Source organism: Streptomyces sp. NPDC044033, assembly GCF_056434425.1.
This window is the reverse complement of the sequence record NZ_JBWKFF010000011.1, coordinates 12029-24093: the sequence shown is the minus strand read 5'-3', so window position 1 is coordinate 24093 and position 12065 is coordinate 12029. Positions and strand designations below refer to the sequence as shown.

Here is a 12065-nt window from a genome sequence, read left to right as displayed (position 1 = left end):
CCCATGGGGAATCGCGGGGCCGTGTGTCAGGGCGATGCTGTATACGCGAGAGGCGTGGGCGATTTCGGCTATGGGGCGCGAAGCCGCGTTCCGCCGGGCCACCGCCCAGGCCGAGGAGGCGCTCGCCGCGACAGGCGACGTCGACGCGGACCCCTATCGGATCGCGTATTTCGACGAAGCCGAGTTGGCAGGAGTAACCGGTGGTCGGCTGCTGGACCTGGCACGTCAAGACGCGAAGAAGCATGCTCATGCCGCTGCTGACCGGATTCGTGAAGCGCTGGCCGGGCGAGGCCCGGAGGCCGGGCGCAGCTGGGCGCTCGACCGCATCGGACTCGCGGAATGCTGCTTCCTCTCTGGTGACTTGAACGGAGCCGTCGAACAGACACATCTGGCAGTCGATGCGGCGCAGGGGACGCAATCAGGACGTGTCCATACCCAGCTCGGTGTTCTGTACCCCTACACGGTCGGGCACAGCGCTTCAGCGCCTCTGCGCGAAGCTCGCCATAGGATGCGTTGTCTGCTGGCCAGCTGACGAGATGGGGAGCAACGTGACCGCCATCGCCGTGACCGGGCACATGGACTTGACCCCTGGGGCTGCCGAGTTGGTACGGGGAGCGATCCGGCAGCTCCTTGACGCCTACCCCGCCGAGTCCCTTGTGGGCATCTCCTGCATTGCGCGGGGCTCCGACAGCCTGTTCGCTGACGCCGTCCTGCAAGCCGGTGGCCGCCTGGTCGTGGTCCTCCCCTCCCGGGACTACCGGGAGACGAAGGTGAAACCGGACCATGCCGACCTCTTCGACCGACTCGCAGGCGCCGCGGACGAGGTGCTGATCATGCCGTACGACAAAGTGAACCGTGAAGCCTATGAGGCAGCCAACCGGCAGGTTCTCGACCGCGCGGAACGACTTGTCGCTGTGTGGGACGGTGCGCCGCCCAGCGGGAAGGGCGGGGGCACAGCCGACGTCGTCGTGGCGGCCCGAGAGGCGGGCCTTCCCGTGGATGTGGTCTGGCCGTCGGGTGCCTCACGCGAGAGCTGATCCTTCGGAGTCCGGGAGACCTGAGCGGGACAGACGGGGGCGTGGCCCGCCGCGGCGGGGCCTCTGTGTTCTTCGCCGAAGCGGGGATGAGTGGATCGGGGCTCTGTCCGCAGCGGCGGGGCCCTTCGCCGATACCGGAGGAGCGGACACGGCCTCCGTCCCATCCTGGTAGCAGGAGAAGGCCGAGGGGCCCGACGGCCCGCTGGCCGGCCAACAACCGAGATCAGCTGATTGGCGGCCCCGACCCGCCACCTGGAAGCGCGAGGTCGGCCCTGTTCTCGTATAGCTACCGCCAGGTGGCATGTAGCACTGAGTAACTACGTGGGGCTGCGGTCGTGCTGCTGGAGGGCGGAGAAGTCGGCGCGGGCAGCCTCGACGGCCTCAGGGTACGCCTGGGTCTTCTCGTGTTCGGCGAGTGCCCGGTAGAGGCCGGCGACGGAGGGACTGTGTCCCTTGCGCCTGCCGGTGTGGATGATCAGGGCGGGCTGGATCTGCTCGACGGACTCGCCGAGTACCTTGTGCCGCAGCACGGTGTGCAGCATGTCGTCGGTGACGACCGGGGGCCGGCCGCCGTACTTGCCTTTGTGGGCCGCGGTGTCGAGTCCCTCCAGCGTCGATTCCCGGATGTTCTCCCGCTCGGTCTCGGCCATCGCGGCGAAGAGGCCGAACAACAGCTTGCCGGGGTCGGTGGGGTCGTAGACGCCGGGCAGCGGCCCGGCGAGCATCTCCAGTACCAGGCCGTGCTCGGTCAGATGGTCCGCGAGGGCGGTGAGTTCTGCCGCGTCGCAGCCCAGCCTCTTCATCTCGAACACGCTGAAGATGACCCGGCAGTGCGGGGCGTGCGCCTTGATCTCCCGGGTGGTCTTCAGCGACTCCTCGAACTGCGGGCGGACCTTGATCCGGGTGCTGGTCTCCTCGCTGAAGATTTTGTCCTTGCCGATGCCGTGCTTGTCGAGCGCGTTCAGCTGCGAGTCGAGCTCCTGGCTGAGGAGCGAGCAACGGGCGTAGCCGATGCGGATGTTCGCGCTCGGCAGAGTGGGGGCGATGGCCGCGGGCACCGGTTTGCCGGGCCGAAAAGGCTGGCCCGGCCCTCGGTTGGCCGGGGTCGGCACCCGCAGTTCCTTCGCCAGCTTCGCCAGCTTCGCCAGCTTCGCCAGCTTCGCCAGCTTCGCCAGCTTCGCCAGCTTGGTGAAGCGGCCGGTGTGGTAGGCACTCGTGACGGCCACGCTGCGCGAGCGGCACGGCGAGCCGGGGGCGGCCTTGCACTTCGGGCACGGATGGCGCTCGACGAGATCGGCTTCGGACTCGGCTTCGGCGGGGCGTTCTTGAGGGACAGTCATGAGTCCGGGCAACGCAAGTCGCAGAACCTCGCTTCCTTCATTTTTGAGTGCGAACGGGTCCTGAGAACCGATTGAAGATCAGCGGGAGTCCGGAGGCCGGTTGCTGATCTTGCTCTGGCAAAGGGGCGTTTGCGAGAGAGGTCGCGCGGGCGCGCTGACCCCGCCTACGTAGGTTTACGGCGCCCCGCATAGGCACGGGTGGGTCGTCTCATGAATCGGGGAGAGGCGGGTGCCGTGGTGAGACCGGGGTGGACTGAACGATGGAGCTCGTGGTCTGGCCGAAGAGGAGGAACTGGTCGAGCACGTCCTCCAACGCGTCGACGGCGGCCACCTGGATGCGCAGCAGGAAGCAGTCTTCTCCGGTGATGCGGTGGCACTCGACCACCTCCGGTACCTGGGCGGCCAGTTCAGCAATCTTGCGGAGTTGCCCGGGACCGGGCCGGATGCGGACATAGGCGGCGACGGGGAGGCCGAGTGCTGCCGGGTCGACATCGAGGCGATAGCCGCGGATGACCCCCGCACGTTCCAGGCGCTGTACGCGCTCGGTGGCGGTGGGTGCGGACACCCCGGCCCGGCGTGCCAGTTCAGACATGCTCAGCCGTGGGTCGTCCCTGAGCTGTGCGAGTACCCGCAGTCCGACAGCGTCAAGAAGGTTCTTGTCGTTCTGAAAAACTCTTCCGGCTTTCTCTTTGCGAACTGTAGGCATTTTGGCTCTCACTGTTCTCGGTATCCATGGCCCTGAGCGTCTCTGGTTTCAACAATAGAGGTATGGATATTGCTGAAGCCGCTCCCGACTCCCGGCCCTGCCCGGGAGTAGTCGCGCGGATACCGGCACCCGCCTGGCCGGCGACCAGCGCGGTCTTTCACTACGCCGGACCGGCCTTCGCGGTGCTCCTCTTCGCACAGGTCGATGTTCTGGGTGTCACCTGGTTTGCGCCTCGCCACGGCTGCCGCGCTCCTCTGCGGGTGGCGCGCCGGCCGTGGAGATGCCTCGCCGTGGCGACCTGGCCGTAACGGCGTCTGATCGTGGCACTGGGTCTGGTTCTGGGTGCCATGAACAGTTGCTTCTATCTGGCGATCGACCGGCTACCGCTCGCCACCGTCGCCGCGATCGAGTTCGCCGGCCCGGTGCTCCTGGCGGCCGCCGGAGTCCGCAATGGGCGCAACGCCGCAGCCCTGGCCGCCACCCTCGTGGGAGTCGGGCTGCTCAGCGATGTCCACCTCACACACGAGCCCCTCGGCTTTGAGTTCGCCGTGGCCAACAGTCTGCTGTTCATGGCCTACGTGGCCCCGGGCCATCGCATCGCGGGTGACGGGCCCGGCCACAGCGCGGACCGCCTGGCAGCGGCCATGGCGATCGGCCGCATTGCTGTCACCCCCTTGGGGGCACGCCCGGCGCTGTCGGCATTCGGAGATCCACTGCTGCTCACAGCCGCGGTCGTAGTGGGCGTGTGCCCCTCCGTCATCCCCTATCTGTGCGATCAACTGGCGATGGCACGAGTGTCCCGAACGACCTTCGCGCGCCCATGCCCGCGCTCCTGCCGGCAACGGCGTGCGTGATCGGCGTAGTGGTACTGCGTCAGCTCCCTGGCCCGTGGGAGATCGCGGCCATCGCCACCGTCGTCCTGGGGGCGCCCTCCACCAAGACCCGCCTACTTCCTCACCCTCGCGAAAGGCCACATCATGACTACCGTCTCCGGCGACCGGCATCTCCCCTCTGCCCGTCACCTCTTCGACGTCCCCGACGATATCGCCTACTTCAACACCGCCAGCCTCGCACCGACCCTGCGCAGCGGACTGTCCGCGGGCAACGCATCGCTGCAGAACCGAGCCCAGCCCTGGAAGATCACCGGCGAAGACTGGTTCACCGCCGCCGAACGCCGCCGGGAACTGTTCGCCGACGTCATCAACGCCCGAGCCGACGACATCGCCTTCATCCCTGCGACCAGTTACGGCATTGCGACGGCAGCCCAGAACCTGACCGCGAGCCGCGGACAGCGGATCCTGGTGCTTGCAGAGGAGTACCCCTCCGGCATCTACACCTGGTGGCGCTTCACCGAACGCACTGGGGCCAGCTTGCTCACCGTGCAACGCCGCCCCGGGCAGACCTGGACCGAGGCAGTCCTGGACGTTCTGGATGGGACCGTGGCCGTGGTCTCCGTGCCCCAGGTCCACTGGACCGACGGCTCGCTGCTGGACCTCGACGCGATCGCCGAAGCCGCAAGAGCCGCTGGAGCCGCACTGGTCATCGACGCCAGCCAATCCGCCGGGGCGATGCCTCTCGACATGAACACGCTGCAGCCCGACTTCCTGGTCACCGTCGGATACAAGTGGCTCCTCGGGCCCTTCGGCCTCGGCTACCTCTACATCGCCCCCGCCCACCACAACGGCCGCCCACTGGAGGAAAACTGGATCGTTCGCCAAGGCGCACAGGACTTCGCCCGCCTGGTGGACTACCGCCAGAACTACCAGCCCGGCGCACGACGCTTCGACATGGGACAACGCACCGCCTTCGAACTCACCCCCATGGCCATTGCCGCTCTCGAACAGATCACCACCTGGACCGTCCCCAGCATCGCCACCACACTGAGCACCACCACCGGGCGCATCGCCGCAGCCGCACAAGAACGGGGACTGATCGTTCCCGACCCCCGCGGTCCGCACATCGTCGGCATCACCGTCCCCGGCGGCACTCGGCAGCAGCTCTTGGCCACCCTGGCCGACGCCGATATCCACGTCGGAGCACGCGGTGGATCTCTACGCATCAGTCCCCACCTTCACACCAGTGAACAAGACATCAACAGGCTTGTCGCCGCGCTCGACTCCGCCGTCACCCGGGCTTGAGACCCAGAATCGGAAACACGGCATCAGGGTGCACGCTTCGCATCGCGCGCACGCGCCGGCCGAGAGTCACGCAGGCGTTGCGGCTGTGTCTCGCTGTGGGCGCGCGGGCCGGGCACCATCCCGGACGGCGAAGGCGGCGTTCACCAGCTTCCGCAGGGCCGCGCGCATGTTGGCCCGGCTGACGAACAGGTGCCGCACCCGCCGCGGCGTCGCCTCCGACGCGCCGTGCTTGCCGGCCACCGCGACCCGCTTGGTCCCCATGTTCGTGCAGCACATCCTTCGACAGCATCTCCCTGGTGACGACCGACGTGAACTCGGCGATGAAGTCCGTGTCGAACTCGGCGTACTTCAGGATGTCCAGCAGATCGATGGTCCCCCAGCGCCGCTCGATCTCGCCCTTGATCGCCACCAGGCTCTCGGACTCCTCCTGCTTGCCACGCGGGGAGACGCGAATCCACGGCTCGCCGTGCTTCTTCACAAGCGCCACCCCGCCCGTCATGCCCTCGGCCAGGGCCTGCTCGAAGCGGTCCAGCGAGGTACGGAGCTTGCCTTGCAGGGCGACGATGAACTCCCCGGCGTCCTGCGGCTGGCCCAGGGCGGCGCAATGCACGTCCCGGTTGTCCTTGAAGTCCTCCGGCAGGTCGTCCTCCGGGTTACGCCACCGGTTCGCCCCCACCACCCAGATCTCCCGGCGCCGCACCGCGTCCCGCAGCGCCACCAGCACGCATAGCTCGTACGGGACGCGCTCGATGCGGCCCTTGTCGTCCGCTACCGCCGCCCGCCGGTGCTCGGGCACCACCCCCGCGAGCGGCACGCTCTCCGCCGGATCGAAGAACGCGCCCTCCTTCAGCGGCTGCTCCAGGTAGCGCTGGAGCAGATCGATCGCGTCCATCACCGGCCGGCAGGAGGTGTTGTCGCACTTCAGCTCCAGCGCGCCCAGCAGCGGCGAGAGCATCCGGCGCCAGTGCGCCGAGTACGACGACCGCAGCACCGTACGGACCCGCGCTTTGTAGCGGGCCTCGTTCGCCGCGGCCTCAGCAGCCAGCGCCTTCAGCGTCTTCTCCCCGCCGACCACCGGGCAGATCACCCGCAGCACCGTGCCGGACGGTTCCGACAGTGCCGCCTCCACGCTCCGCAGCAGCATGCCGGGTCGCCCCGGATTTGTTCCGCACCTTCTTCATGTCTTCGAGCAGCGCCCAGACCTCGATCAGGTCTTCCGGCCCCCAATCCTGCCGCACCCGTGCTCTCTTGCCCAACCAGTTGGATCACCGCAGCGTGGCGAGGCGGAACCGGAGCGAAGAACTGTTGCCCGATGGTTACTCAGCGCTACACGCCACCTGGCGGTAGCTATGTGAGACCAGGGTCAGGGCAGGGGGCTACCCGAGCCCGTAAGTGCGATGTTCAAATGTCTGACCTCTGTATGTATGCTGTTTCCATGAAACGCATCAGCACACCGCGGAGGTCGTCAAGCCTGTCCTCGCAGCTCGTGGACAGCCTCCGCTCACACATCGAAGCGGGGGGATGGCCCGTGGGGACGCGCATCCCGCCGGAGCAGGCCCTCATCGAGGAGCTCGGGGTCGGGCGCAGCACGCTGCGGGAGGCGCTCGGTGCGCTTGTGCACCTGGGGCTGCTGGAAGCCCGGATCGGGGACGGCACCTACGTGCGCGCGTCGAGTGAGCTCCAGTCGGTCATGGTGCGGCGAGCGAGTTCGGCGCAGCGGGACAACGTCCTCGAACTGCGTACCGTCCTTGAGGAGTACGCATCGGGGGCCGCCGCCCTGCGTCGCAGCGAGGAACAACTGCACCAGCTGAGAGAGCTGTTGGCCGACGCCGACACGGCCTGCGCGGGTGAGGACATGTCCGCGGCCGGGAGCGTCGACGCGTTGTTCCACCGGGCCGTCGTCCGGGCGAGCGGAAACGACCTCCTGGTCGAGGTGTACGACTACCTCGGTACGGCCCTCACCTCCGCCCTGGGGGGCCTGCCCTGGGATGCCGTCGGCGCCGAGGAGCACGCCGGCCTGCACCGGCGGCTCGTCGACGCGATCGAGGCCCGGGACGAGAGCGGCGCCCGAGACGCGGCGGCCGCGATCGTCCAGCTCACCCGCGACAACGAGGTCGAGGCGTCACGAGAGGCGGAGGGGCGGTGAGTCCGCGGCCGTCTTCGATATCCGACCGCCGCTCCGCCTCCGGGGCGCCGGCCGCCGACCACACCCGGCCTGCCGTGTCGATCGGGCTCGTCATCGGGATCTGCCTCGTAGCGGCGAACCTGCGTACCAGCCTCACCGGCGTCGGCACGCTGCTGCCGGCGATCGAGCACGGCAGCGGCCTGACGGCGAGCTGGGGCGGGCTGCTGATCACCCTCCCGCTGCTGACGTTCGCCGCGACGTCGCCTCTGGTGGCCCGGGCCTCTCACCGGTTCGGCACCGCACGTCTGATGGTGGCGGCCCTCGGCACGCTGGTCGTCGGAACCGTGGTCCGGTCGCTTCCCTCGGTGATCTGCCTGTTCGCCGGGACCGTGATCCTTTCCGTTGCCATCGCGTTCGGCAATGTGCTGCTGCCCGCTCTGATCAGGCGGAGCGTGCCCGCGCACCGCATCCAGGGCATCAGCGCCCTCTACGTCACCGTCATGGGCGTCACGGCCGCGGTCTCCTCCGGGATCTCCGCGCCGCTGTCCCACACGTTGCCGGGTTCCTGGCACACCGCTCTCGCCTGGGGCGTCGCCTTCGCTGTCGCGGCGTTCCTCATCTGGCTGCCGCGGATGCGGGGCGACAAGCCTCAGGCATCCAGCGGCGCGACCCACACCCCGACCCCCTGGCGGTCGCGACTCGCGTGGCAGGTCGGCATATTCATGGGCCTGCAGTCCCTGGCCTTCTACACGGCCGTCGCGTGGCTGCCCAGCATCCTGATCCACCATGGCACGAGCAGCACCACGGCCGGATGGATGCTCTTCTATTACCAGGTGATCGCCTTGGCGGCCGGCAGCCTGCTGCCCCTGCTCACCCGGGGCCGTCACGACCAACGATGGACTGCGGCCGGGGCTTCGGTCGTGGTGGCCGGTGGCTTCGTCGTGCTGCTGTCCGCCCCCGCGCTGTCCATCCTGGCGTGCACCCTGCTCGGCCTGGGCGCCGGCGTGTGCCTCGTCCTCGCGCTGACCTTCCAGAGCGAACGCGCCGGCAGCTCCGGCGAAGCCGCCGCGCTGGCGGGCATGGCGCAGTCCATCGGCTACCTCGTAGCGGCGGCCGGCCCCCTCCTCCTCGGCATCCTGCACGACACCACGGGCAGCTGGACACTTCCGCTCACGATCCTCGTCGTCCTCGGCCTTGTCATGGCAGGCGCCGGATACGGCGCCGGACGGAACCGCCAAGTGAGCCACTCCGCCCTTTGACGGGCTGACGGGCGCGCGCTGCCTGCCCGGGCGCGCACTGCCTCGACAGGCGCCGGACCCGTCGGCAGCCGGTCGCCGACCCGTGGCAGACCGCGCCGCCCGACGGGTTCCGCGCTCCACCGCGACCCGCGTGCTGAACCCTGCGACGGCCCGTGGACGCGCCATGCGCCGGCGAGGTTTTGATGGCGCCGCCCCGGACGCGTATCGCCCCCACCTCATGTGCACAGGCCCGAGCCGCGTGCCCGGCCCAGGTCCGTTCCGGCACCGCTCCGCCGGCCCCTCCCTACCCTCCCCTGCCCGAAAAGTGAAGATCTCCCCCAGATGAACGGCCTTCAAGGCCACGAAGGAGACACACCCATGACCGGCTCGCGGCCTCCAACTGACGAGTTGAGCGCACGTACCGCTCAGCGCAGTGCTCACCTGTACGCGACAGATCCGCAGTTCCGCGCCGCCGCGCCGCTGGAATCCGTCACCGAGGCGATCCGGCGGCCGGGCCTGCCGCTCGCCGACCTCGTGGCCACGGTGATGGAGGGGTACGCGGACCGCCCCGCCCTGGGCGAGCGTGCCACGGAGCCGGTCACCGACCCGGACACGGGTCGCACCACGCTGCGCCTCGTGGAACGGTTCGACACGCTCACCTACGGCGAACTGTGGGAACGCGTCGGCGCGGCGGCCTCCGAGTGGCTGGCCCGCCCCACCGAGTTCCTCATGGTGCCCCGCATCTGCGACATGCTCTCCCAGCGCTACCAGAGCGAGCTGACCCGCCGGAACGAGACCCGCCAGAACGAGACCCGCCGGAACGAGGCGGGAGGCGACGCGGCCGAGCGGGCGAACCGCGTGAAGGAGGAGCTGCGGGAGAAGAGCATGGGCGGCCGCCTGCTGTGGGCCGCCAGCGCCTCGGCCCCGCTCAGCGCGGAGATGACGGCGTTCGTCGAGAGCTGCCTGCACGTCAGAATGCTCGACGGCTACGGGTCGACGGAAGCCGGAATCGTCTGGCTCGATGGCCGGGTGCTGCGCCCGCCGGTGACCGACCACAAACTGGTGGACGTGCCCGAGCTGGGATACTTCCGCACCGACTCGCCGCACCCCAAGGGCGAACTCCTGATCAAGTCCGACCGGCTCATCCCCGGCTACTTCCGACGGCCGGACGCCACCGCCCAGGTCTTCGACGAGGACGGCTTCTACCACACGGGCGACTACCACACGGGCGACATCATGGCCCGCGTCGGCCCCGACGAGCTGGTGTACGTCGACCGCCGCTCCAACGTCCTCAAGCTGTCACAGGGCGAGTTCGTGGCCGTTTCCCGGCTGGAGGTCCTCTTCGCCGGCAGCCCGGTCGTCCGGCAGGTCTTCGTGTACGGCAACAGTGCCCGTTCCTACCTGCTCGCGGTCATCGTGCCCACACAGGACGCGCTCGACCGCTTCGGCGAGGACACCCCGCGCCTCAGGTCGACCCTGCGCGAGTCCCTGCACCACCTCGCCACCGAGGCGGGCCTCAACTCCTATGAGATCCCAGGGGACTTCCTCATCGAGACCGAGCCGTTCAGCCGGCACAACGGGCTGCTCTCCGGAGTGCGCAAGCCGCTGCGCCCCGCGCTGACGAAGTACTACGGCGAGCGCCTCGAAGCGCTGTACACCGAGCTGACCGAGCGCGAGAGCGACGAACTACACGCCCTGCGCCAGGCCGGCCGGGCCCGGCCGGTGCAGGAAACCGTGTTACGGGCCGCCCGAGCGCTCCTCGGACACCGGCAGGGCGACGTGCGCCCCGGCACAGGCTTCCTCGAACTCGGCGGTGACAGCCTCTCCGCGCTGTCGTTCTCCCAGCTGCTGAAGGAGATCTTCCACGTCGACGTCCCGGTCGACGTCGTCATCAACCCGGTCAACACGCTCCAGCAGGTGGCTGATCACATCGAGAAGGCGCTCGCGTCGGGACATCACCGCCCGACCGCCGACAGCGTCCACGGCCCGGGCGCGACGCGGCTCGCGGCGGGCGACCTGAGGCTGGACGCGTTCCTCGACGCGGAGACCTTGGCGAAGGCCGCCGGGCCGGCCGGTCCGCGACCCGAGGCGCGGACCGTCCTGCTGACCGGGGCCAACGGCTACCTGGGCCGCTTCCTGTGCCTCGAATGGCTGGAGCGCGTCGCGGAGCGCGGCGGCACGCTGATATGCGTGGTCCGCGGCAGCACCGACGAACTGGCCCGGGCACGGCTCGACGCCGCCTTCGACAGCGGCGACCCGGAACTCCTCCGGCATTACCACGGCCTGGCCGCCGAGCACCTGGAGGTGGTCGCCGGCGACGTGGGGGAGGCCGATCTCGGGCTCGGCAAGGAGACCTGGCAGCGGCTGGCCGACACCGTCGACCTGATCGTTCACCCGGCGGCGCTCGTCAACCATGTCCTGCCGTACGACCAGATGTTCGGCCCCAACGTGCTGGGAACGGCCGAACTGATCAGGCTCGCGGTCACCTCCAGGATCAAGCAGTTCACCTTCCTGTCGACGATCGCCGTCGTCTTCGGGGCCGGGGCCGCGGCCGACGAGGCGGCGGACATCCGCACGGCCTGCGGGGAGCGCACCCTCGACAGCGGCTACGCGGACGGCTACGGGGCCAGCAAGTGGGCGGGCGAGGTGCTGCTGCGCGAGGCGCACGACACGTTCGGCCTGCCGGTCGCCGTGTTCCGCTCGAACCTGATCCTCGCCCACCGGCGCTACCGGGGCCAGCTGAACGTCCCGGACGTGTTCACCCGCCTCCTGCTGAGCCTGCTGGTGACGGGGATCGCCCCGGGCAGCTTCTACGTCAGGGGCGCCGCCGGTGACGGCGGCGGGCATTACGACGGGCTCCCCGTGGACTTCACCGCGCGGGCCATCGCCTCGCTGGGCGACGACGCGCGGGAGGGGTACCGGACCTTCAATGTCGTCAATCCGCACGAGGACGGAATCTCCCTCGACACCCTCGTCGACTGGCTGGCGGAAGCCGGGCACCCCCTGGCGCGCATCCCCGACTACGACGAGTGGTTCGACCGCTTCGAGACCGCCATGCGCGCCCTGCCCGACCGCCAGCGGCAGCATTCGCTGCTCCCCCTGCTGCACGCCTTCACGATGCCGGAGTGGCCTCTGCCCGGGTCCGCCCTGTCGGCGGACCGCTTCCGCGCGGCGGTACGGGCCGCAGCCCTCGACGACGAGAACGACATCCCCCGCCTGTCGCGGGACCTGATCACCAAGTACGTGGCGGACCTCCGGTCGCGGCAACTGCTGTGACCGAGCCCCGGCGCCGGGCCGCCGGGCGGCTCGGACGGCGCCGCGCGTCGGGGGCCGGGCCCATACGGGATCTTCTCCCGGACGGTGATGTGACGGGCGTGGGGGGGGGGGGGGGCGGACCCTGGCCGCGAGACCATCCGGTCACATATCCACCCGTTCCCCCACCTCTATCTCGCTCCCCTCATCCCCTTGCCCTCCCTCTCCC

Annotated in this window: 10 protein-coding genes; 7 read left to right on the top strand and 3 right to left on the bottom strand. The window is 69.4% G+C overall.

Annotated elements, in window-relative coordinates:
* Window positions 1-70: 70 nt before the first annotated feature.
* Complete coding sequence (locus AC07AB_RS20295; RefSeq protein WP_478568661.1) at window positions 71-532, top strand: hypothetical protein; 462 nt, start codon at window positions 71-73, stop codon at window positions 530-532.
* Between the two features lie 16 nt (window positions 533-548).
* The gene (locus AC07AB_RS20290; protein WP_478568658.1) at window positions 549-1037 is read left to right on the top strand and encodes a hypothetical protein; all 489 of its coding nucleotides are present in this window, start codon (window positions 549-551) and stop codon (window positions 1035-1037) included.
* A 317-nt stretch (window positions 1038-1354) separates the two neighbouring features.
* Here AC07AB_RS20290 and AC07AB_RS20285 read toward each other — a convergent pair whose 3' ends face one another.
* Entirely contained in the window at window positions 1355-2377 is a 1023-nt protein-coding gene (locus AC07AB_RS20285; RefSeq protein ID WP_478568655.1) for a recombinase family protein, read from the bottom strand.
* Window positions 2378-2585: 208 nt separating this feature from the next.
* Window positions 2586-3083, bottom strand: coding sequence for an Lrp/AsnC family transcriptional regulator (locus tag AC07AB_RS20280; protein ID WP_478568652.1), 498 nt, complete (start codon window positions 3081-3083; stop codon window positions 2586-2588).
* 320 nt (window positions 3084-3403) lie between these two features.
* Here AC07AB_RS20280 and AC07AB_RS20275 point away from each other — a divergent pair, with 320 nt between their 5' ends.
* Window positions 3404-3937 carry an EamA family transporter gene (locus AC07AB_RS20275; RefSeq protein ID WP_478568649.1) on the top strand — a complete coding sequence of 178 codons (534 nt, stop codon included), beginning with the start codon at window positions 3404-3406 and terminating at the stop codon, window positions 3935-3937.
* A gap of 123 nt (window positions 3938-4060) precedes the next feature.
* On the top strand, window positions 4061-5221 hold the full coding sequence (locus tag AC07AB_RS20270) for an aminotransferase class V-fold PLP-dependent enzyme (RefSeq protein ID WP_478568646.1): 1161 nt from the start codon (window positions 4061-4063) through the stop codon (window positions 5219-5221).
* Here the strand turns inward: AC07AB_RS20270 and AC07AB_RS20265 are convergent.
* Complete coding sequence (locus AC07AB_RS20265; protein ID WP_478568643.1) at window positions 5208-6365, bottom strand: hypothetical protein; 1158 nt, start codon at window positions 6363-6365, stop codon at window positions 5208-5210. The genes AC07AB_RS20270 and AC07AB_RS20265 overlap by 14 nt on opposite strands.
* Window positions 6366-6626: 261 nt before the next feature.
* Here AC07AB_RS20265 and AC07AB_RS20260 point away from each other — a divergent pair, with 261 nt between their 5' ends.
* From AC07AB_RS20260 to car, 3 genes are all read left to right on the top strand, one after another.
* Entirely contained in the window at window positions 6627-7367 is a 741-nt protein-coding gene (locus tag AC07AB_RS20260) for a FadR/GntR family transcriptional regulator (RefSeq protein WP_478568640.1), read from the top strand.
* Entirely contained in the window at window positions 7364-8605 is a 1242-nt protein-coding gene (locus tag AC07AB_RS20255) for a CynX/NimT family MFS transporter (RefSeq protein ID WP_478568637.1), read from the top strand. The genes AC07AB_RS20260 and AC07AB_RS20255 overlap by 4 nt, the downstream gene beginning before the upstream one ends.
* Before the next feature lie 357 nt (window positions 8606-8962).
* Window positions 8963-11860 carry a carboxylic acid reductase gene (gene car / locus AC07AB_RS20250; RefSeq protein ID WP_478568634.1) on the top strand — a complete coding sequence of 966 codons (2898 nt, stop codon included), beginning with the start codon at window positions 8963-8965 and terminating at the stop codon, window positions 11858-11860.
* Window positions 11861-12065 lie beyond the last annotated feature (205 nt).